Origin of the sequence: Streptomyces sp. NPDC020192 (assembly GCF_044388685.1) — a bacterium.
GTDB lineage: Bacteria > Actinomycetota > Actinomycetes > Streptomycetales > Streptomycetaceae > Streptomyces.
In genome coordinates, this window is sequence record NZ_JBIRXG010000009.1 from 22,614 (window position 1) to 44,278 (window position 21,665).

Consider the following 21,665-nt stretch of genomic DNA (forward strand, 5'->3'; position numbering starts at 1 on the left):
GGCCAAGATGGTGCGCGTCGGAATGGTGGTACCCACGCTCGGCGATCGTCCCGAACTGCTGAGGGAGTGTCTGAATTCGCTGACCGGGCAGACATACACGGCGCCTCGCCTGGTTGTCGTGTCGACTCCCGGTGCGCTGACTGCCGTGGAGCAAACCACTTCTCCCGGTACCACTGTGCTCCCGCAGAGCGGCTCTGGCATTGTGGATGCGGTCATGACGGGCTGGAAATACTTCGGTGACGGCGTGGACGTCTTGGGTTGGCTGGGCGACGACGATCGGCTGCCCCCGGGGTCGATCACCCAAGCGCTACGTGCCCTTGAGCGCCAACCTGACGCCGCGATGGCATACGGTCAGGTGCGCTACATCGATGGCGGTGGAAAAGCCTTCAAAATCATGCGCCCTGGACGGGTGGGTTCGCTGATGTTGCGCCTGGGGTACAACATGGTGTATCAACCCGGTTGCCTTTACCGACGTACCGCGGTGGAGGCAATCGGAGGACTGGACGACAGCTTTCGTCTTGCCTTCGATGTCGATTTCCATCGGAGGCTCGCGGCCTTCGGAGGGCTGCGCTATGTCGCCTCGGTCCTCGGCGAAATCCGCTATCACCCGGACTCATTGACGGTCCGTAGGCTCTCCGAGTCACAGCGCGAAGCCGAGCTCGCGCTCAGTCGGCAGATGCCGGACTGGCTGCGCCGGACGAGACCGGTCTGGCGGCCGGCAACCGACGTTCTCCACCGAGCGTCGGCGAAGGTCGCGGGTCGGTGAGCCCGGTAACGCCGTTCAGGGACAGCGTCCATCCATCTCGAGCATGTGCACGACACCGTCCGCGAAACTGCCGCTGAACCGCTCCAAGGTGTAAAAGCCGGCGTCGGCCTCGCATCCCTTCTTCAGACGTGCCAACAGGATGGGATCGCAGAGTGCATCCGCTACCGTCTGGGCGAAGGATTCCTCGTCGTCCGGTGCGATCAAACAGTTTCGCCCGTTTTCCAGATACTCGAACTCCGGACCGTGGCCGGGCTGAGGAACGGTCACTACGGGAGTCTGCAAAGCGAATGAGACGACCGCGCACAGCCCTACGGCTCCCGGCGCCAGCATCAGATCAGCTGCCTGCCCGAGCAGCGCCCGTTTCTCGTCATCGAACACGTTGCCCAGGTACACCGTTTCTGCCCCCCGAGCATCGGCCTGCTCAACCAGGTGTCGCTCTGTGCCGTCGCCCGCCACCAACAGTCGAAATCCCGGCAGTCGCCGGGCGACCGAAGCTGCCGCCGTGAGAAGAAAACCAGTGCGTTTGATCGTGTCGAGCCCGCCGAGATAAACCGCAGTGCGGCCGGGGATGAGGCGATGGCGTTCCCGGAACGCTTGCAGGCGATCTTCCGCGACCCTTGCCCGTGCTTCCCTCAGCGCCGAGGTGTCGATGGAGTGATGCACCATCGTGATGCGCTCGGCCGGGAACCCCTGGGATACTTCGTGATCCGCCCCTGCCTGGGTGAATGCAAAAAACCAGTGGGCGCGACGGGTGAGTGCGCCCGTCGCGACCTTCCGGACCCAGCCTGCGGTTCTCAGGTGTGTGTACGTGTGCCCCCACAGAGCAATGGCCGGCGTGTGTCGGGGATTAAGTAGGGTCGTATAGAGCTCCAAATTGTGGAGTGCCTGTTCCAGTACCAATGCGTCACAATCCCTCGCCAGCTCACCGAGATCGCGATGGATCAGAGTTCGAGAGCCGATTCGGAATGTCCGCTGTCGCAAGTGAACGGCGGTTTCCAGAAATGCGGTGTCGGCGCGTACTGCTTGCTCGCCGTGGGCATCCCCATGGGCCACCACGAGTTCTACTCCGCGATCTGAGAGATCGATGGCAAGGCGCTGAAAGAATGCGGTGCGGTATTGTGAAATGTACGGCTGTACAATGGCGATTCGGCGACGAGGCATTTCTCTCCCCAGGTCAGGCGAGGTACCACCGGCCCGATCATTATTTGTGACTTCGGTGCTCGTTTCAATGTGGCTCGCTCGGAGAGTCGGCCACTTGGTCGGGGCTGTGCCGAGTATTAATATCATCGGTGCCGTGACCCCGTGGTGTGTCATTCCTCAACGTTCCGAGGAATCAAGGATACTCTCCGGATAAAGAGTGGGTGGGTTAAGAAGGAGAGGTGTCATGTCGAAGTCCGGGTTCTTTTCCCAGCAGCTTGTCAGCGCGCCGGTGAGGGGGGATCGGGATGCTCTGCTGCTGAACCTCTGTGCTGGACGTCGCGTCCTCCACGTTGGCTGCGCGGATTCCCCGTTGACCGCCGAGAGGCTGGAGAAAGGATCACTTCTGCACGCCAAGCTCTTGCGAGTGGCATCTGAAGTGCACGGTGTGGACGTCGACCTTGCCGGCGTCGAGCTCCTGCGTGACCGCCTGGGTGGTGAATATTCGGTGGCCGATGTCGCAGATCCGAAGGACAGAGGCGACCTGGTGAAATTCAGGCCTGAAATCGTACTGGCCGGTGATGTCATCGAACACGTGCGGGACGCCGCCTCGTTCCTGCGCGGCATTGTGAGCCTGATGCGGGAAGCGGGCGACGGTGTCGAGCTGATCCTCTCGACTCCCAATGGTTTGGCTGCCAAGAACCTGATCAACACGCTGGCGGGTCTGGAGATCATCCATCCGGACCATGTCTATGTCTTCACGCCTGCGTCGCTGGCGCGCCTCGTCTCTGACTGCGGGCTGCGCCCGAAACAGTGGTTCTTCTATCACGTCGACTCCGGCAACAGCCCCAGGGCTCGCTGCTACGACGCCGTTTCCCGCATCGCCGCCCATCTGCGGCCTGCCTTTTCCGAGGGGCAGGTCCTGGTCTGCCAGTCCATCCCCGAAGGAGCCTGAGGGGTACGCACGTCCGGAAAGGAAATCTCCTGGTGTTCTCCAGTGTCTGTGTCGTAGGGCTCGGCTACATCGGTCTGCCCACCGCCGCGGCCCTCGCCACCAACGGGGTTGACGTCATCGGCGTCGACGTCAACCCCGCCACCGTCGAACTGATCAACGCCGGCCGCGCCCCCTTCGTCGAACCCGACCTCGCGGTGGCCGTCAGCGGTGCCGTGGCCATGGGGCGGTTGCGGGCGACGGGGGCGCCCGAGTCCGCCGACGCCTTCATCATCGCCGTGCCCACGCCGCTCCATGAGGACCGCACCGCGGACCTGTCGTACGTGCGCAGTGCCGCGGCCTCGGTGGCCCCGGTGCTCAAGGCGGGCGACCTCGTCATCCTCGAGTCCACCTCGCCGCCCGGGACCACCGTGGAACTGTCCAGGTGGCTGGGCAAGCACCGGCCGGATCTGGCCTTCCCCCACGAGGTGAGCGACGCGCCCGACGTGCGGGTCGCCCACTGTCCCGAGCGTGTCCTGCCGGGGCGGACGATGATCGAGATCGTGACCAACGACAGGGTCGTCGGCGGGGTGGGGGAGGGCTGCGCGCAGCGGGCGCGCACGCTCTACGAGGTGTTCACCAAGGGCGAGTGTCTGCTCACCGACGCCACCACGGCGGAGATGGCCAAGCTCAGCGAGAACGCCTTCCGGGACGTCAACATCGCCTTCGCCAACGAACTGTCCATGGTCTGCGACCACCTCGGCATCGACGCAGGCGACGTCATCGCCCTGGCCAGCCGCCATCCCCGCGTCGACATCCTGCGCCCCGGGCCGGGCGTGGGTGGGCACTGCATCGCCGTGGACCCATGGTTCATCGTGTCCACCGCCCCGCAGCAGTCGCGGTTGATCCGGCTCGCCCGTGAGGTCAACGACGAGCGGCCCGGCTATGTGCTCGGTGAGGTCGTCCGGACCGCCGAACGGTTCAAGGACCCCGTGATCGCCTGCCTCGGCCTGGCCTTCAAGGCGAACATCGACGACCTGAGGGAGAGCCCCGCCCTGCACATCGTCACGCAACTGGCCGAACGGCGGGTCGGCCGGCTGTTGGTCGTGGAGCCGCACATCGGAGAGCTGCCGAAGTCACTGGCACGCCCGGGCGAGGTCGCACTCGTCGACGTCGTCACCGCCGTGCGGGACGCCGACATCGTCGTGCTGCTGGTGGACCACGACGCCTTCCGCGGCGTCAAGCGGACCGCGCTGCGTGGCAAGGCCGTGTTCGACACCCGCGGCCTCTGGCGCTGAGGCCGACTCGTCCGCGGTCCGTGGCACGGCACCGAACTCTGCGGGGCGTTCGCACAGCCCCATCCAGTGCCCGATCGCCCGTACGGTACGGTCCGCGGCACGACCGTCGCCGTACGGGTTGACGGCCTTCGCCATCGCGGCGTACAGCTCCCGGTCGTGCAGCAGCAGGCGTACCTGCTTCACGATGTGCTCGCGGTCGGTTCCCACCAACTGGCTCGTGCCGGCCCGGACGGCTTCCGGACGTTCCGTGGTGTCCCGCATGACCAGCACGGGCTTGCCCAGGCCCGGCCCCTCCTCCTGGATGCCGCCGCTGTCGGTCAGGATGAGGTGCGCGCGGTTCATCAGCCTGGCGAACGCCCCGTAGGCCAGTGGTTCCGTCAGGCGGATGTTGTCGAGGTGGGTGATCTGGGGCAGGATCGCCGCCCGCACCACCGGATTGGGGTGCAGCGGGAGCACGATGAGGAGTTCGGGCTCGGTGCGGGCCAGGTCGGCGAGGGCACCGCCGATGGACTCGATTCCGCTGCCCCACGACTCACGGCGGTGAGCTGTCACCAGCAGGACCCGGCGAGCGGTGTCGTCGAGGTCGGCCAGTGCCGGATCTCCGTAGTGCGCCTTCCGTCCCACCGCCCAGCGCAGGGCGTCGATGACCGTGTTCCCGGTGACCACCACGGACGATTTCGAGACGCCGCTCCGGAGCAGGTTGTCCCGCGCGTGCCAGGTGGGCGCCAGGTGCAGGGACGCCAGTTGGGTCGCGAGTCGGCGGTTGACCTCCTCGGGGAAGGGCGAGTACCGGTCGTCGGTGCGCAGTCCGGCCTCCAGGTGGACCACGGGGATCCGGTTGTAGAAGGCGGCGAGGGCCCCGGCGAACGCGGTCGTGGTGTCGCCCTGGACGAGCACTGCGTCCGGGTGCTCGTGCCGAAGCAGGGGGCACAGCCCATCGAGGACGCGGACGGTGATGTCGGCGAGGGACTGGTGCCGGCTGAGGATGTCCAGGTCATGGTCGGCACGGATGCCGAACAACGCGTGCACCTGGTCGAGCAGGCCGCGGTGCTGGGCCGTTACCGTAACCGTCGGACGGAACATCCGGGACTGGCTGAGTGCCTTGATGACCGGGGCCATTTTGATGGCCTCCGGTCTCGTCCCGTAAATGACCATCAATCGCTTCACCCGAGTCTCCTTCCGAGCGGCGCCGGACCGCGGCCGGGTGGGCCCCACCGGTGGTCGTATTCCTCGGAGCGGAATAAGCGCTCTCCGGGCACCAGCGAAGCGGTATTCCGCGACAATGCCCGCCAGGCCAAAGGCGTGTTCACCCCTCCGTATGGAGATTTTCGGCCGTCTGGTCCGCTCCGCAGGCCAGGCGCGAGTTCCTGTGGATTGCCCTGCCTACAGTGCGCCGTGGTTTCGCGTCCCCCATCCTGTAAGGCACGAAATGAAAACAGTGCTTCTGTCCCCGCGTACCGGTACCGTCACGGTGGGAGAAGTCCCCGCCCCCGAAGCAGTCCCCGGGCAGGTGGTGATCCGCAACGACTGGTCGCTCATCAGCGCGGGAACGGAGCGGGCCACCGTCTCGACCGGCGGGCAGAGCCTGATCGGCAAGGCGCGGCAGCGGCCCGAGCAGGTGGCGCAGGTACTCGACAGCGTGAAGCGGACGGGCCTCGCCGAGACCTACCGGACGGTCCAGGACCGTCTGGACCGTCCGGTGCAGCTCGGATACTCCTGTGCGGGCACGGTCCTGCGGACGGGCGAGGGAGTCGGCGACATCCGCCCCGGGATGCGGGTCGCCGCCGCCGGGGCCCGCTACGCGTCGCACGCGGAGATCGTGGCCGTGCCCCGCAACCTCGTGGTGCCCGTGCCGGACGGCGTGGACACCCAGTGGGCCGCCTTCGGCACGGTCGGCGCGATCGCGCTTCAGGGCATTCACCAGGCCGAGGCGGTACCGGGCTCCCGGATCGCCGTCATCGGCCTGGGCCTGGTCGGTCAGATCACACTGCATCTGCTGCGCGCCTACGGGTACGACGGGCTGGGCGTCGACCCCGACCCGGCCATGGTGGCGCTCGCCGAGTCTGCGGGCCTCACGGCCTTCCCGCGTGACGCCGACGGTCTGCCCGGTGTGCTCTCCCGGCGCTGGGCCGGTGCCGGTGCGGACGCGGTCCTCATCACCGCCGCCACGTCCAGCTCCGACCCCGTTGAGTTCGCCGGCCGCCTCGCCCGTGACCGTGCGACAGTGGTGGTCGTCGGCGACGTGAACGTGGCGCCACCGCGATCGTCGTACTACCACAAGGAACTGTCGATCCGGTACGCGCGGTCCTACGGCCCGGGCCGGTACGACCCGCGTTTCGAAGAAGGGGGCCAGGGGTATCCCGAGGGCTACGTCCCGTGGACGGAACGCCGCAACCTCGCCGAGGTGCTGCGGCTGCTGGCGACGGGCGCTGTGGACTTCGCACGGCTCAAGCCGCGGGTCTTCCCCATGGAGGACGCGGCCGACGCGTACGAGGCCCTGAAGCCGTCCGGGACCGGACGGAGCGTCGCCCTCCTCCTGCGCTACCCCGGCACCGCGCAGCTCGTGTCGCCGCCGGTTCCCCCGCCCGGCACCCGCAGGTGGAGCACTCCGCGGGGAACCATTCGGGTCGCGGCGATCGGAGCGGGCAACTTCGCGACGCGGACGCTCTTTCCCGAGTTGGCGCGAGAGCCCAACGTCGCGTTCTCGTGGGTGGCCGGGGGACGGGGACTGTCCGCCGCGCACCAGGGCCGGCGGTGGGGCTTCCGTACCGTCGAGCAGAGCGTCGACACCGGCCTCGCCTCGGGCGACGCGGACTGCGTGATGGTGCTCAGCCGCCACGACAGCCACGGCCGGTACGCGGCTCGGGTGCTGAAGGGCGGCGCCGCCCTGTACTGCGAGAAGCCCCTGGGCCTCACGGAGACGGAACTGGAGGACCTCGCCGACGCGTGGCTGCTCTCCGGCGCCCCGGCGATGGCGGGGTTCAACCGGCGGTTCGCCCCCGCGCTGCGGGACCTGCGCGCCGCACTCCCTGCCGGAGCGCCCCTCCAGGTCGTCTACCGGGTGTTTGCGGGCCGGCTCCCGGCCGAGCACTGGTACTTCGACCCCGGGCAGGGCGGCCGGCTGCTCGGTGAGGTGTGCCACTTCATCGACACCGCGGGCTTCCTGGTCCCCGGCAGACCGGTCGCCGTGCGGGCCGTGGGCGTGGACGGCAGGGACCCGGCCACCGCCCAGAGCGTCACCCTCCAGGTCACGTACGACGACGGGTCGGCCGCCTCCGTCGTGTACGGGGGGCTGACACCGCCCGGCGCGCCGAAGGAACTTCTGGAAGTGGCCGCCGACGGGGTGGCGGCCAGGATCGACGACTTCGGTTCGCTCACCGTGTGGAGGGGCGGCAGGGCGGCCACGACGAAGTACCGCGGCGCGCCCAAGGGGCACGCGGCCGAGATGCGCGCCCTGGTCCGCCTCGTCCGCGGCGAGCAGTTGGACGCGGCGACCGCGGCCGCCGCCGACTTCGGCGCGGCGCTGTGGAGTTCTCTGGTCGCATGCCGCGCGGCCCGCTCACTCGCGGAGGACCGTGTCATGGAGACCGCCCCCTCCACACCCGCTCTGGTCAGGGCTCTGGGATGCGCGCCCGCGGCCGCCGTGCCCGAACCGGGTCGGCAGGCTCCTGGTTCGGCCTCGGTCACGGCAGCGCTCTGATGTGCGGCTTCGTCGTCCTGCTGAACGGGGCCGGGCGGGGCCGACCGTCCTCGCACCCGGACCCCTGTGCGGCGATCGCGCACCGTGGCCCCGACGCGAGCGGACACCTGGATCTCGACGGGGGCACCTGGCACGCGGCGCTGCACTTCCGCCGCCTGGCCGTCGTGGACCTCGACCCCAGGAGCGACCAGCCGTTCGGGTCCCCCGAGCGGGGCGTGATGGTCTACAACGGCGAGATCTACAACACCCCGTACCTGCGTGAGGTGCTGCGGAAGCGGCACGTGATGTTCACGACCGAGGGCGACACCGAGGTCCTCTACGAACTGCTGCTGCAGCCGGACGCGCCGCGGCTGCTGGACCAACTGGACGGTATGTTCGCCTTCGCCCTCGTCCTGCCCGACGGCGAACTGCGCTACGGGCGTGACCGGCTGGGCATCAAACCGCTGTACGCGGCGTCGGACGGGGCGGGCCGGCTGGTCGGGCTCGCCAGTGAGATCGAACCGCTGCGCGCCGCCGGGCTGGCCGGCGACGCCGACCCGGTCGCGGTGGCGCAGGGCGCCATGTTCCTGTGGACGCCCCCGCCGCGGACCGGCTGGCAGCGCGTTCGTACGGTTCCGGCAGGCACGGTGCTGTCCCGGCGCGCCCCCGAGTACGGCCGGCCCTCACCCTGGTGGCGGGCCGGTGCCGCTCAGCCCGCCGAGGACATCGGCGCCGCGGTCCGTGAGTCGGTGGCCCGGCAGGTGCGTGCGGACGTGACGGTGGGCCTGCTGCTGAGCGGAGGTCTGGACAGCACCTGGCTGGGCGTGGAACTGCACAGGGGGGGCTTCGCCGGACCCGCCTTCGCCGCTCGACCGGGGGGCGGTGCGGCCACTGCGGAGCCGTTCGAGGACGACGCTCCCTACAGCGCCCGGGTCGCCCGGCGGCTGGACCTGCCGCTTACCTGGGTCGACCTGGATGTCGACGTGCTGCGCCGGATCCCGGATCTGGTCACCACCATGGAGCTGCCCTTCGGGGACCCGGCCGCCATCGCCCTCATGCAGCTTTCGCACGCCGCCCGCGGCAAGGCCACCGTGCTGCTGTCGGGGCTCGGCGTCGAGGAGTTGTTCCTCGGCTACGAGCGTTACCAGGCCGTGTTGCTGCTGCAGCGGCTCCCCGCGTGGGTGCGCCCCGCCCTCGGCGCCACCGTCCTCGTTCCGCCACCCCGGCGCTACCGGGGCCGCGCGGACAAGTTCGGGCGGCTGCTCCAGCTGGGTGCCCGCGACTGGTCGTGGGCGACGCAGGCGTACTACTCCGGGCAGGAGTGGGCCACGCTGTCGCCGCTCGTCGGGCTGGGCGCGGTCACCGAGCGGCATCGGGAGGTGGCGGACGCGGTGCTCGACGCCGGCGGGACTCCCCTCGCGGCGCTGGCGGAGTGCGACCGGCGGCTGTTCCTGCCGGGCCTCAACCTGCTGTACGGCGACCGCGCGTCGATGCGTGCCGGCGTGGAGTTGCGGGTGCCGTTCCTCGGGGAGTCGGTGGTGGCCACCGCCCTCGGCGCCGTTGCCGAGGAGCAGTTGCGGCTGGGCGACGGCAAGGCGTGCTTCCGCGCGGCCGCGCTGGCCTCCGGCGTACCGGAGTTCGTCGTCCGGCGCCCCAAGACGGGGTTCGGAGCGCCGGTGCGGTCGCTGCTGCGCGAGCACGGTGACCGGCTGTGGGCCGAGGTACGACGCGCCCCGTTGTTCGACGACCTCTTCGACCGGCGGACTGCCGACCGCCTCGTCGCCCAACACGTGCAGGGGCGGCGGGACCGGGGTCTCGCGGTGTTCGGGCTGCTCTGCGCGGCCGTGTGGTGGGAGCGGAACACGGCGGGAGGCTTCGGGCGGACGGCTGACGTTCTGGCGGGCTATCAGGCGGCCGCGGCCCGCTGACCGGCCGGGTCCGCGGACCCGGGGCCGCCCGGCAGCGCGGCGCCGAGTGCGGTCAGCGCGTCCAGCAGGGGGGCGGCGCTCCATCGGGGCGACTCCCACAGGGCTCTGTTCCCGTGGGAGCCGCCTGCCCGTGTCCCAGTGCCGAGGCCGGGGTAGCGGTCCACGACGGCCGCCAGGACGGAGCGGGCGAAGTCGGCCCCGACGAAGCCCTGCCCGGCCGCCCACGCCGCCATGCGCACCGCAGTCGCGTCGTTGTTCGGGTCCCGTCTGGTCCGGCCGTCCGCGAAGTAGCGGGGCAGGGGGCCGTCGAACAGGTGCCGCAGGTAGTAGTCCGTCCCGCGTTCGAGAGGGGTCCGGACGTCCAGGCCGAGCAGCGCTCCCGCCTGGGCGAGGCGCAGCAGTACGTATCCGGTGTGGAAGCCGTCCACCCAGTCCAGTCGTGGGCCCCGCCCGTACGGCCACGAGCCGGCGGGACGCTGATCCTCCAGGCTCACCTCGACCGCACCCCGGGCGGCATCGGCCAGCCGGTCCGCCAGGGCGCCGGGCAGGGTCCCGGTGCGGGCCAGGCGGGCGGCGAGCGCGGCACCCATGAGGTTGGCGTTGTGCACGAGGGTGCCGCTGGTCGGGGTGTAGGTGAAGAACACGCCGTTGTGGAGGTGCTCCAGCAGTCCGTGGGCGAGTGACCGCACGGCCTCGACGTCGAGCGTCCCGGTGTCCAGACAACCGTCCGCGCAGAAGGTGGTGGCCACCAGGTTCGGGACGGAGGCGGGGTAGTACGCCCAGCGGGTCTGCACGTCGAACTCGTAGCGCCACAGTCCGGCGTAGCGTCCGGACATCTGCTCGCCGGCCGTCCACCGGCCCAGCCGTGCGGCGCGCTCCTGCCACACCGGGGAGGCGGAGAGCCGGGCGCAGGCGCCGGCCGCGGTTCCGGCGGCCGTGGCGGTGCGCAGCGGGCGGATGCCCAGGATTCCCCGCAGGTCGATCCGGCTGCGTTTGACGGTCTGCAGGACCGCCTGGCGGAGCACGCGGTGCACGGCCAGCCGTCCCGCCGGGCCGGTGAGCCCGTCGTACGGGTCGGGGCCGGCCCAGTCGCGGGCGTCGGCCCAGCGGAAGAGCCTGTCCGCCAGGGCGAGCACGTCCGCGGTGTCGCGGGGCTCGCAGAGGGGGTCCCCAGCCGTGCGGCGGTCCGGTTCGGAGCGGTCCTGGGGCGAGGGGGCGGTGGGGGTGCTTCTCGACAGCATGGGTCCTCCGGCGATCAGTAGGCACCGGTGCCCGCGAAGACGGCCCGCACCGTCCGCATCAGCACCTCGAGGTCAACGGACGGCGACCAGTTGTCCACGTACCGCAGGTCCAGAGCGATGGTCTCGTCCCAGGAGAGGTCGGAGCGGCCGCTGACCTGCCACAGGCCGGTCAGGCCGGGCTTGACGGCCAGCCTGCGCAGCTCCACCTCGTCGTAGCCGGCGACCTCTTCGGGCAGGGGTGGCCGCGGGCCCACCAGGGACATGTGTCCCTGGACCACGTTGAACAGCTGGGGCAGCTCGTCCAGGGAGTAGCGGCGCAGCACCCGGCCGACGTGGGTGATCCGGGGGTCGTGGCGGATCTTGAACATCTGGCCGCCCTGCTCGTTGGCAGCGGCGAGCTGGTGCCTCATCCGCTCCGCGTCCGCGACCATGGTGCGGAACTTCGCCATGGTGAAGGGCTTCCCACCGCGGCCGATGCGCGTCTGCCGGTGCACGACGGGGCCCGGGGAGTCCAGCCACACGGCGAGGGCCACGGCTGTGAACACCGGGGCGAGCAGCGCGATCAGCAGTACGGCGCCCAGCCGGTCGGTCGCCGACTTCAGCAGCGTCGCGCATCCCCGCCTCAGGGGCGGGGCCACGTCCAGCAGCGTGAGCCCGGCCACCGAAGAGACGCCCACCCGGCGCCGGGCCACCTCGGTGAGGCCCGGTACGACCACGAGCGGGCACTCCTCGCTGTGCAGGGCCCACGACAGCCGCCTCAGGCGCGGTCCGGTCATGCACGGCCCCGTCATGACGAGGACGACCTCCACGTCGAGCCGGCGGGCCGCATCGAGCACCGGGGCCGAGTCGGCCGCCATGTGCGGTGGCGCCTGTCGGTCGAGGCGGGCGGCGGCCAGGGCCGGCGCCTGCGGGTCCTCGTCGCCGATAGGGCACACTCCGACGACGACGAACTCGTGGTCGGTGCGCTTGGCGAGGTGCCTCACCAGACCGTCGATGGCGTTCGCCTCGCCGATCACCAGGGCCCGGCGGACGGCCCGGCCGTCGCGGCGGCGGGCCACCAGGTGACGGTGGATCAGTGCGTGCACGATGGCACTCGTCGGGGCGCAGGGCACCAGGGCGGCCAACGCGAAGAGGAAGGGTGACTCCTCGCCTGTCGCCGCCCGCACGACAGCGAGCAGTCCGACCAGCACCAGCCAGTCCTGCAGCGCGGGGCCGAGGTTGTTGCGCTCACCGAGACGGCGTTCGGCATATCGTCCTCGTGCGCCGCGCACGAGGATCCACGCCGCAGCCGCCACCGACGCGTAGGTGACGGCACGCGTGCTCCCGGACATCGCGAAGGCCAGATAGACCGGCACCAGGGCGCCGGCCCCGTCGCCAAGGACGGATACAAGCCCGTACCAGGGAGGTTTGCCGGTGCGGCGCCCGGCTGGTCGCCGCTCTCGGACGACCTGTGTCTGCGCCGGTCTTGGTACTGGTACGTGGGGCATGGTCTCCCCAGGCAGCGACATTAGTCCTCCAAGCTGGTCAAAAAGGACTAATTGAGTGTGTCTGGCAGACCGCGGGGGAGCGCGTCGCGACGCTGGACCGCGAGTCAACTCTCACCCGATGAGCAGAGCTTCATGACCCGCGCATATACGAAGCACGCGGAATCGGAGGGGCCGATGCACAGTCGAGGGGCCGGGGTCGCACCCTGCGACTCCGGCCCCTCGACGGCGTACGAGCGCCGGTTACTTCACGGGCTCTGGCTCCGGCTCGCTCTCCGTCTCGGCCTCGCCAGCCGGGTCGACCGGGGTCTTGACGGAGTCGAGGAGGAGCTGGGCCACGTCCACGACCTGGATGGACTCCTTGGCCTTGCCCTCGTTCTTCTTGCCGTTGACCGAGTCGGTCAGCATGACCAGGCAGAACGGACAGGCCGTCGACACGATGTCCGGGTTGACGGAGAGGGCCTCGTCGACGCGTTCGTTGTTGATGCGCTTGCCGATGCGCTCTTCCATCCACATCCGCGCGCCGCCGGCGCCGCAGCAGAAGCCGCGTTCCTTGTGGCGGTGCATCTCCTCGTTGCGCAGGCCGGGGACCTTGCCGATGATCTCGCGCGGGGGCGTGTAGATCTTGTTGTGGCGGCCGAGGTAGCAGGGGTCGTGGTAGGTGATGATGCCCTCGACCGGGGTGACGGGGACGAGCTTGCCCTCGTCGACCAGGTGCTGGAGCAGCTGGGTGTGGTGGATGACCTCGTAGTCGCCGCCGAGCTGGGGGTACTCGTTGCCGAGGGTGTTGAGGCAGTGCGGGCAGGTGGCGACGATCTTCTTGGCCGACTTCGGCTTCTTGGACTCCGGCGTGACGTTGCCGTCCTCGTCGGTCTCCTCGCCGAAGGCCATGTTCAGCGCGGCCACGTTCTCCATGCCGAGCTCCTGGAACAGCGGCTCGTTGCCCAGCCGCCGCGCCGAGTCGCCGGTGCACTTCTCGTCGCCGCCCATGATGGCGAACTTCACGCCCGCGATGTGGAGGAGTTCGGCGAAGGCCTTGGTGGTCTTCTTCGCGCGGTCCTCCAGGGCGCCGGCGCAGCCGACCCAGTACAGGTACTCGACCTCGGAGAGGTCCTCGATGTCCTTGCCGACGACAGGGATCTCGAAGTCGACCTCCTTGGTCCACTCCAGGCGCTGCTTCTTGGCCAGGCCCCAGGGGTTGCCCTTCTTCTCCAGGTTCTTGAGCATCGTGCCCGCCTCGGACGGGAACGCGGACTCGATCATGACCTGGTAGCGGCGCATGTCGACGATGTGGTCGACGTGCTCGATGTCCACCGGGCACTGCTCGACGCAGGCGCCGCAGGTGGTACAGGACCACAGCACGTCCGGGTCGATGACGCCGTTCTCCTCGGCGGTGCCGATCAGCGGTCGCTCCACCTCGGCCAGAGCCGAGGCAGGCACCGAGGCGAGCTGCTCCTCGGACGCCTTCTCCTCGCCCTCCGCCGTCTTGCCGCCGCCGGCCAGTAGGTACGGCGCCTTGGCGTGGGCGTGGTCCCGCAGGGACATGATGAGCAGCTTGGGGGACAGGGGCTTGCCCGTGTTCCAGGCCGGGCACTGCGACTGGCAGCGGCCGCACTCGGTGCAGGTGGAGAAGTCCAGCAGGCCCTTCCAGGAGAACTGCTCGACCTGCGAGACGCCGAACACGTCGTCGTCACCGGGGTCGGTGAAGTCGATCGGCTTGCCGCCGGACGTCATCGGCTGCAGCGCGCCCAGCGCGGTCCCGCCGGTGGCGTTGCGCTTGAACCAGATGTTCGGGAAAGCCAGGAAGCGGTGCCAGGCCACACCCATGTTGGTGTTGAGCGAGACCGTGATCATCCAGATCATGGTCGTGCCCAGTTTGATCATTGCGGCCAGGTAGGTGAGGTTCTGCAGCGTGGAGAGGCTGAGGCCCTTGAACGCCAGGATCAGCGGGTACGAGGCGAAGTACCCGGCCTCGTAGTGGCCCACGTGGTGCAGGGCGCCTTCCAGGCCGCGCAGGACGTAGATGGCCAGGCCGATGATGAGGATGACGTACTCGACGAAGTACGCCTGGCCCATTTTCGAGCCGGCGAACCGCGACTTGCGGCCCGGCCACGAGGGCAGGCTCAGCAGGCGGATGATCATGAGCGTGGCGATGCCGAGGGTGGTCATCGAGCCGATGAACTCGATGTACATCTCGTACGGCAGGAAGTCGCCCACGATCGGCAGCGTCCAGTCGGCCTCGAACAGCTGGCCGTAGGCGTTGATGATCGTCGGCGGCAGCGTCAGGAAGCCGATGGCGACGAACCAGTGGGCGATGCCCACGATGCCCCACCGGTTCATCCGCGTGTGGCCGAGGAACTCCCGTACCAGGGTCACGCTGCGCTGGTAGGGGTTGTCGGTCCGGCTGCCGGCGGGCACGGGCTGGCCGAGCCTGAAATACCGGACGAACTGGCCGATGGCGCGTGCGAACAGCGCAACGCCGACCACGGTCAGGACCAGCGACACGATGATCGCGGCGAGTTGCATTTGGGGGCTCCTCGGGCCTGCGAGGTTTGCTCCGTTGTACTTCCGGTGTACTACGAAGGTGTGATTACTAGACGGTAACTTATGCGGTGCGTCTGAGATTACCGACTTATGCCGCCGCACTGTAGTGGCGCAAGCGGTGATCTGCGTCGCTGTTGGGGGCGTCCTCGCGGCTCGGCCGGCGCAGCCGCTCGACTGCGCCGGCCAGTACGAATACCACACGATACATTTTGGCCAGAACGCCCTGGTGACCCGGAATCGGCCCGTTCCGGGTGGGCCGCGATGCCGTGCAGCGCCGACCGGGGGACGAGTCCGTCGTCGCCCGGACACCGTGCCTCCCGCTCAGGCGCGTCCGCCCCCGAGCGGCGTACGCACCCGGTCATGACCCGTACGGCCTAGAAGGCTCATGAAGATCTTGGTGAGCCTTCTAGGCCCGGCAGGTGCCTCCGGGTTTCAGCGTGGCCCGCAGCGGCGTCACCAGGGGTTGCTGCAGCAGGGTGGGGGTGCCGTTCGCGTGCCGTTCCAGAAGGTGCAGCACCAGCGTCCGGCTGGAGCCAGCGGGCAGCTCCAGGTCCAGCGTGTACACGGGGTGGCCGCGTTCCTCGTCGGACGTGGGCAGCGCCGTGCGGCCATCCAGAGTGGCGCCGGTGAGGGTGGCCCCGGCCCCGGCGTAGTACGACACCAGCAGTCGGTTGTCACCCGGCCTGGTGCGGTAGGGCGGGTGGTCCTCCCGCAGCGTGACGTAACCGGGCAGGCCGGAGGCCGGGGCCCGGTTGGTCAGGGTCACGGTCACGGTGACGGGGCGGCCGCCGCCGGTGCAGCCGCCCGCTTCCCAGACCAGGCGCCGGTCGAGGTAGTAGTCCAGCTTGGAGCCCGCCGCGTTGTTCACCACGAGCCCCGCGAAGGGGCCGGGGGAGTCCGGGAGCGTGCCCGAGTAGGGGCGCGACTCCAGGAGGCGCTGCTCTTGCGCGTGGGCGCTCCACACCTTCAGCCGTCCCTCCCGCTGGGCGTCGTTCACAGCGGCGAGCAGCGGGGGCAGGCGGCGTGTGTCGTCGGCAGCCGCGAGCAGGGGCCCGGCGGCGGCGCGGGCCGCGTCGACGAAGAACGCCTTGCGCCGGGCGACGTCGTCGTAGATCGCGTAGCTGGCCCGTTCGGTGAGATCCACGACGTTGTCGGCGGTGAGCTGGGTGCCGTCGGCCATCCGGGCCGGGCCGGTGACCCGCAGGAAACGGCTCAGTGTCACGGGGTCGATGGCGATCGCGCCGTCCACGCGCTCGCCGGTGTGCTCGCGCCAGTACGCGGCCCAGATACGGGCCGCGTAGGGGAAGTGCGGGCTCATGTTGGAGTTGGGCCACGTACGGGTCGGATCGTCGCGCTGGTAGCGGGCGTCGAAGTCGGCTCCCAGGTCGATGTCCGCCTTCGCCGTGGCCATCTCGGTGTTGTTGCCGAACCGCTCGAAGGACAGATGGCCGTGCCGGGCCCGCAGCACGGCGAAGGCCCCCGGCAGGCCGCCGGTGCCGCGTGCCTCGGCGAGGTTCTGGAAGGCGAGGAAGTAATGCCGTTCCCCCTCTGCGCCGAGCATCGGCGGCAGGACACGAGCCGCCACGGACGCGTCGGTCATCACCGGGGCGAGGCGGTCGAGCTGCTTCGCGAGCCCGGCACGGGCCCGGTCGGCCGACGGCAGCCACGTGGACCGGGGCAGCCCGTGCACGTCGGCCCGTACCTCGGCTGCCACGCGCGCGGCCCGGGCGACGTCCGGCGCGTGCTGCCCCAACGCCGTGAGGGCCTCGGACATCCCCGCGCCATGGCCGTCCGGCCTGGTCTGGGGCAAGGCGCGCGCCAGCGGGGCCAACACCTCGCCGGCCAGGCGGTCCGCCGCGTAGGCGGCGCCGCGCACGGTCCTGACCGGCTCCCCGAGGAAGGGCAGGGCGGCGGCGGAGTACCAGGCCGGGCCGGTGGTGAGGCGGTGCGCCCGTGCGGAGTGGGCGGCGGCGGAACGCACCGCCTGTTCCCAGGATCTGGTGGCGGGGGGCGGCGCCCCGGCGGCGGAGCCGGGCGTCGACGCGGGCGCCGTCGACTGCCGTAGCGCGTCGAGGTCCCGCTGGGCCGCCATCAGCTCTGAACGGGCGAGCAGTCCGGTGACACCGATCCAGGCGGCGCCGGCCAGCGGGAGCGCCGCGGCGGCCAGCAGGGCGTACCTGAGCACACGACGGCGGCCCGGCGCCCGGCCGCCGGAGCGGCGGGGGCGGCCGGGCACGGGGACGGCGTCCCGGTCAGGACCGGGACGCCGTGATACCGCCGTAGTCAGGTCCCGCTCCGTCATGAATTGCGGCGACGGCGCACGGCCATCATCGCGCCGGTGCCCGCCGCGAGCAGCCCCGCTGCGGTGCCGCCCAGCGCCAGGGCCTTCTCGTTGCCGGTCTTCGCGAGGCTCGGGCGGTGCTGGTCGTGTCCGCCGTGTTCCTTGTCTCCCTTGTCTCCCTTGTCTCCCTTCTGGTCGCCGTCGTGGTCGCTCTTGTGGTCGCCCTTGTGGTCGCCGTCGTGGTCTCCCCTGTGGTCGCCCTTGTGGTCGTTGTCGTGGTCGCCCTTGTGGTCGCCGTCGTCGTCGCCGTCGTGGTGGCCCTCCTTGCGCGTCACCGTGATTTCGGTGGATGCCTCCAGCCTGGGGTCCTTGCCTTCCAGCTCGAAGACGTGCTCCCCGGGCTCGGTGCGCTTGGGGATCTCCACGCGGCCCTTGACGGTTCCGTTGTCGTCCGCCCTGAACTTGCCCAGGAAGATCTCATGCCTGTTGTCCAGCTCCGCGATGACCTTCTGGTCGGGGGAGAAGCAGGTGCCTTCGAATTCCAGGTCGCCTCCGGCGCGCACCTTCTTGGGGTGGACCTTGACATGCGGGGGCTGCGGCGGGTACGCCGGGCATGGCGTCGGCGGGTAGGGATCCGCGTGGGCGGTCGACATCCCCACCAGTGGTGCGGCGACAAGTACGGCAGCTGATCCTGCCGCTGCCAGAGCAGTTCGCCACCTGGGCGATGCTGTCATCTTCTTCACTCTCCTCGACTTCGGTCCGGGCCGGGCTGCAGCGTCAGCCGTAATCAAGATCAGGAATACATCGAATATATGGGGAATACCGACACCAAATCGCCTGAAGTTGCCCAGAAGCCATCGGATGGTGTAGCGGTCGCCTTCGATGGAGCAGGGCGTCACCCCGGCGAAGTGGCCGGGCGGTGTACGACGCAAGGGTCGTTCGGCGGGCCGACATGAGGGTGGCTCCCCCGGTTGAGGCGTGCGAGTCCCTATCTTCAGCTGCACGTATAGGGAACGGAACATCCCATTTCGGGCCGTTCCCTCCGTTCTATGAGGGGTGCAGCTTGGATCTCCACGGATTCCTGAAGGCTCTTGCCAGACGCTGGCCGACTGTCGTGGCCTGTCTGGTCCTCGCCGTCGGTGCGGCGGTCGCCATGACGAGTTTGAGCACTCCTATGTACGAGGCAAGAGCACAGCTCTTCGTCGCCACCCGCACCGCCGAGGACACCGCCCAGATGAACCAGGGCCAGAGCTTCTCGCAGGCGCGCGTGCAGTCGTACGCCGAGATCGTGACGACCCGCCAGGTCACCGCTCCCGTGGTGAAGGAGCTGGGGCTGCACACCACACCGGAGAAACTGGCCTCTCAGATCAAGGCCGTTGCCCCGCTCAACACCGTGCTCATCAACATCACGGTCAAGGACACCGTGCCCCGGCGTGCGGCGCGCATCGCCAACGCCGTCGCGGAACGGTTCAGTTCGGTCGTCGAGCGACTGGAGACGCCCAAGCAGGACCCCTCGAAGCGGTCCAGGGGGAACCGCACGGGCGACAACGGCGCGACCATCTCTCCCGTCTCCCTGGGGGTCACGCAGGAGGCCGTCGCCCCCACGGTTCCGGTCTCGCCGCGCCCGATGCTCAACCTGGCCGTGGGAGTTCTCGGCGGCCTGTTCCTCGGTGCCGGGCTCGTCGCCCTTCGTGAGACCCTCGACACCACCTTCAAGGCCAGCGAGGTACTGGGCGAGTTCACCGCGCTGCCGGGTCTCGGCACCATCCCCTACGACAGGAACGCCCCCAAGCAGCCGCTCGTCAGCGCCGACGGCCATTCCAGGCGCGCCGAGGCCTTCCGCAAGCTGCGGACCAACCTCCAGTTCTCCCAGGTCGACGACCCGCCGCGGATCATCGTGGTGACGAGTTCGCTGCCCGGTGAGGGCAAGACCAACACCGCGGTGAACCTCGCGCTCTCGCTTGCCGAGGCGGGTGTCTCCACCTGTCTGGTGGACGCCGACCTGCGCCGCCCGTGCGTGGCCCCGACGTTCGGCCTGGTCCAGGACGCCGGTCTGACCACGGTGCTCATCGGGCACGCCCGCATCAAGGACGTGGTGCAGCAGGTCGCCGGAGGGCTCTCGGTACTCGCCGGCGGTGCCGTACCGCCGAACCCCACGGAGCTGCTCGCCTCGGCACGCATGGAAGAGGTACTGCGCGAGCTGGCGGACACCTACGAGACCGTGATCGTCGACACCGCGCCGCTGCTGCCGGTCGCCGACACTCTCGGACTGGCGTCGCTCGCTCAGGGCACGCTGCTCGTCGTACGCGCCGCGAAGCCCAGCCGGGACCAAGTACGCACCGCCAGTGAATCACTGGAGCGCGTGGGCGCCCGCATCCTCGGCACCGTCTTCAGCATGGCTCCGGTTTCCACGGGCGGTCGCTACGGCCGCTACGGCCGCTACGGCCGCTACGGCGCCTACGGGCAGTACGGCGAACTGCCCGCTCCTCGTACGGCGCTCCGGCGGGAGGAGGCGGTCGCGCCCGCGGTGACGCGACCAGCGGGCGAGAAATGACCGGCGTCCTTTTCGTCTGTACGGGCAACGTGCACCGCTCGGTCTTCGCCGAGCGGCTGCTGTCCGCCAGGCTTCCGCCCGGCTCGGCCGTGCGGCCGGAGAGCGCCGGAACAGAGGCGTGGCACGGCTCCGGCGTGGACGGTTCCACCAGAGCGGTGCTGGAGGAACTGGGCGCCGACGGCTCCGGCTTCGTGTCGCGCCCGCTCACCGCGCGGCTCGTCGCCGACGCCGCGCTGGTCCTCGGGCTGGCGTGCGAGCACCGGGAAGCGGCCGTGCGCCTCGCGCCGTCGGCGATGCGGCGCTGCTTCACGCTGAAGGAGTTCGTGCGTCTCGCCGCAGGGGAAGCCGAGGGCACGCCGGACGGCGGGAGACCGAGGGGTGCGGGCGGTCTCGACGGCGTGGTGATGGCCGTGGCCGCCCGCCGGGGTGCCGTCACCGCCGTCCCGCCGGACGAGGACGACATCGCGGACCCCTTGGGGATGCCCCAGCACGTGCTGTACGGGTGTGCTCGTGAGATCGACGCAGAGGTGAGCAGGCTCGCCCGGCTGTTGGATCCCGGCCCCGTCCGGTGATCCGCGTCGCCGAGCCAGACGTGACCGGGTGCGGTGCGACGGCACGCCGAAGTACAGCCGCTGTTCATCGCAAATCGTGACATTCTGCTTAGCTTGGGGTCGTGCTTTACGGGATCACAGCCGCCACCACCGCCCTCCTCCTCGCCGCCGTGCTCGCGGCGCTGCTCAGGACGCCCGCCCTGCGGCTCGGGCTTGTCCAGCGGCGGCGGGCGCGACCCGTGCCGGTGGTCGGCGGCGTGGCCGTCGTGGCCGCCGTCTGCCTCGTCGCGGGGGCGGGGGACTGGACGGGCGCCGCGCCGCTCGGTTCGGGGGTCGGGGAGCTGCTGCTCGCCGGGGTCGCCGTGGCCGCGCTCGGGCTGGTCGGGGACGTCTGGCGGCTGAAGACACGGTTTCTGGTGGCCGGTGCGGCGGTCGCGGCGGCCTGTGTCGTGCCGTACGACGAGACCGGAGTTCCGGCGGGGATCCTCGCTGTCCTCTGGATCGCCCTCGTCGCCGCGGCCTTCAGGGGGCTCGACCATGCCGACGGGCTCGCGGGCACTGTCGGGGTGCTGACCGCTTTCGGGGTGGCGGGGTGTGCGGCGGCCGAGGTGATGGACGGGCTCGCGGTACTGCTGAGCGTGCTCGCCGCCGCGCTCACCGGCTTCCTCATGCACAACTGGCATCCCGCGCGGATCGCGCTGGGCTCCTGCGGCTCCCTCTTCACCGGTTTCGTGCTGGCATCCGCCGCCGTGTTCAGCCGCACTGGGTACGACCTGGCCTCCAGTGCGGGCGTGCTGTTCGCGCTCGGGGCGGTGCCGGTCGCCGACGCCGTCCTCGTCCTTCTGTCGCGGCGGCTGGCCGGACGCCCGCTGCGGCGGCGGGGTCCGGATCATCTCGCCCACCGGCTGCGGCGCCTCGGGCTCACCTCGCCGGGCGCGACGGTCGTGCTCGGCGCGGGGGCGTTCGGCGCAGTGCTCGTCGGGGTCCTCGTGCACACCGGCTGGGCCGGCCGGAACGCCCTGGTGTGGGTGGTCGGCGGGGCCCTTGCCGTCGTACTCGGACTGCTGCGGATTTCGGCGTACGGGTCCCGGCGGGCGCAGGTCTACGGGCCGCGACGGCAACCCGAGATCCGCGTGCGGCCGCCACGACGGCCCACGTCGTCTTCGCAGGTCAGAACACATTCGCATGTAAGGAACGCATAAGACCTGAGTCGACTCGACTCAGGTCTGTTGACCCAGCGGGAGCCGTCGTGCACACTTGAGTCCGTTCCA

General features: G+C 70.1%; 14 protein-coding genes and 1 pseudogene. 8 read left to right on the forward strand and 7 right to left on the reverse strand.

Going from position 1 to position 21,665, the window contains the following annotated elements:
• Positions 1–7: 7 nt before the first annotated feature.
• Positions 8–766, forward strand: coding sequence for a glycosyltransferase (locus ACH47Z_RS18785; protein ID WP_399074890.1), 759 nt, complete (start codon positions 8–10; stop codon positions 764–766).
• Between the two features lie 15 nt (positions 767–781).
• Here the strand turns inward: ACH47Z_RS18785 and ACH47Z_RS18790 are convergent, their stop codons facing one another.
• On the reverse strand, positions 782–1,927 hold the full coding sequence (locus ACH47Z_RS18790) for a glycosyltransferase family 4 protein (RefSeq protein WP_399074892.1): 1,146 nt from the start codon (positions 1,925–1,927) through the stop codon (positions 782–784).
• Between the two features lie 223 nt (positions 1,928–2,150).
• On the opposite strand from ACH47Z_RS18790, the gene ACH47Z_RS18795 reads away from it, so the two are divergent.
• Together ACH47Z_RS18795 and wecC are read left to right on the forward strand one after the other, a co-directional pair.
• A complete protein-coding gene (locus ACH47Z_RS18795) occupies positions 2,151–2,858 on the forward strand; it encodes a class I SAM-dependent methyltransferase (protein ID WP_399074894.1) in 708 nt (235 codons plus the stop codon).
• 32 nt (positions 2,859–2,890) lie between these two features.
• A pseudogene (gene wecC, locus ACH47Z_RS18800) lies at positions 2,891–4,069 on the forward strand (UDP-N-acetyl-D-mannosamine dehydrogenase); the annotation flags it as partial.
• On the opposite strand, the gene wecB reads toward wecC, so the two are convergent.
• The gene (gene wecB, locus ACH47Z_RS18805) at positions 3,971–5,299 is read right to left on the reverse strand and encodes a non-hydrolyzing UDP-N-acetylglucosamine 2-epimerase (protein ID WP_399074896.1); all 1,329 of its coding nucleotides are present in this window, start codon (positions 5,297–5,299) and stop codon (positions 3,971–3,973) included. The pseudogene wecC and the gene wecB sit on opposite strands and share 99 nt — an antisense overlap.
• Before the next feature lie 262 nt (positions 5,300–5,561).
• Here wecB and ACH47Z_RS18810 point away from each other — a divergent pair, with 262 nt between their 5' ends.
• Together ACH47Z_RS18810 and ACH47Z_RS18815 are read left to right on the forward strand one after the other, a co-directional pair.
• On the forward strand, positions 5,562–7,832 hold the full coding sequence (locus ACH47Z_RS18810; protein WP_399074898.1) for a bi-domain-containing oxidoreductase: 2,271 nt from the start codon (positions 5,562–5,564) through the stop codon (positions 7,830–7,832).
• Positions 7,832–9,739, forward strand: a complete 1,908-nt coding sequence (locus ACH47Z_RS18815) for an asparagine synthetase B family protein (protein ID WP_399074900.1) — start codon at positions 7,832–7,834, stop codon at positions 9,737–9,739. Before ACH47Z_RS18810 ends, ACH47Z_RS18815 begins: the two co-directional genes overlap by 1 nt.
• On the opposite strand, the gene ACH47Z_RS18820 is transcribed toward ACH47Z_RS18815, so the two are convergent.
• From ACH47Z_RS18820 to ACH47Z_RS18840, 5 genes are all read right to left on the reverse strand, one after another.
• The gene (locus ACH47Z_RS18820; RefSeq protein WP_399074902.1) at positions 9,718–10,980 is read right to left on the reverse strand and encodes a hypothetical protein; all 1,263 of its coding nucleotides are present in this window, start codon (positions 10,978–10,980) and stop codon (positions 9,718–9,720) included. The genes ACH47Z_RS18815 and ACH47Z_RS18820 overlap by 22 nt on opposite strands.
• A gap of 14 nt (positions 10,981–10,994) precedes the next feature.
• Complete coding sequence (locus tag ACH47Z_RS18825; RefSeq protein ID WP_399074904.1) at positions 10,995–12,335, reverse strand: sugar transferase; 1,341 nt, start codon at positions 12,333–12,335, stop codon at positions 10,995–10,997.
• Between the two features lie 372 nt (positions 12,336–12,707).
• Positions 12,708–14,990 (reverse strand): (Fe-S)-binding protein, encoded by a 2,283-nt coding sequence (locus tag ACH47Z_RS18830; protein WP_399074906.1) that lies wholly within the window; start codon positions 14,988–14,990, stop codon positions 12,708–12,710.
• A 424-nt stretch (positions 14,991–15,414) separates the two neighbouring features.
• The gene (locus ACH47Z_RS18835; protein WP_399074908.1) at positions 15,415–17,244 is read right to left on the reverse strand and encodes a DUF4012 domain-containing protein; all 1,830 of its coding nucleotides are present in this window, start codon (positions 17,242–17,244) and stop codon (positions 15,415–15,417) included.
• A 62-nt stretch (positions 17,245–17,306) separates the two neighbouring features.
• Entirely contained in the window at positions 17,307–17,942 is a 636-nt protein-coding gene (locus ACH47Z_RS18840; RefSeq protein ID WP_399074910.1) for an LPXTG cell wall anchor domain-containing protein, read from the reverse strand.
• A 299-nt stretch (positions 17,943–18,241) separates the two neighbouring features.
• Between ACH47Z_RS18840 and ACH47Z_RS18845 the strand changes: the two genes are divergently transcribed.
• From ACH47Z_RS18845 to ACH47Z_RS18855, 3 genes are all read left to right on the forward strand, one after another.
• A complete protein-coding gene (locus tag ACH47Z_RS18845; RefSeq protein WP_399075365.1) occupies positions 18,242–19,843 on the forward strand; it encodes a polysaccharide biosynthesis tyrosine autokinase in 1,602 nt (533 codons plus the stop codon).
• Positions 19,840–20,415 (forward strand): low molecular weight phosphatase family protein, encoded by a 576-nt coding sequence (locus tag ACH47Z_RS18850; RefSeq protein WP_399074912.1) that lies wholly within the window; start codon positions 19,840–19,842, stop codon positions 20,413–20,415. The genes ACH47Z_RS18845 and ACH47Z_RS18850 overlap by 4 nt, the downstream gene beginning before the upstream one ends.
• A gap of 101 nt (positions 20,416–20,516) precedes the next feature.
• On the forward strand, positions 20,517–21,596 hold the full coding sequence (locus ACH47Z_RS18855) for an MraY family glycosyltransferase (RefSeq protein ID WP_399074914.1): 1,080 nt from the start codon (positions 20,517–20,519) through the stop codon (positions 21,594–21,596).
• The last annotated feature ends 69 nt before the right edge of the window (positions 21,597–21,665 follow it).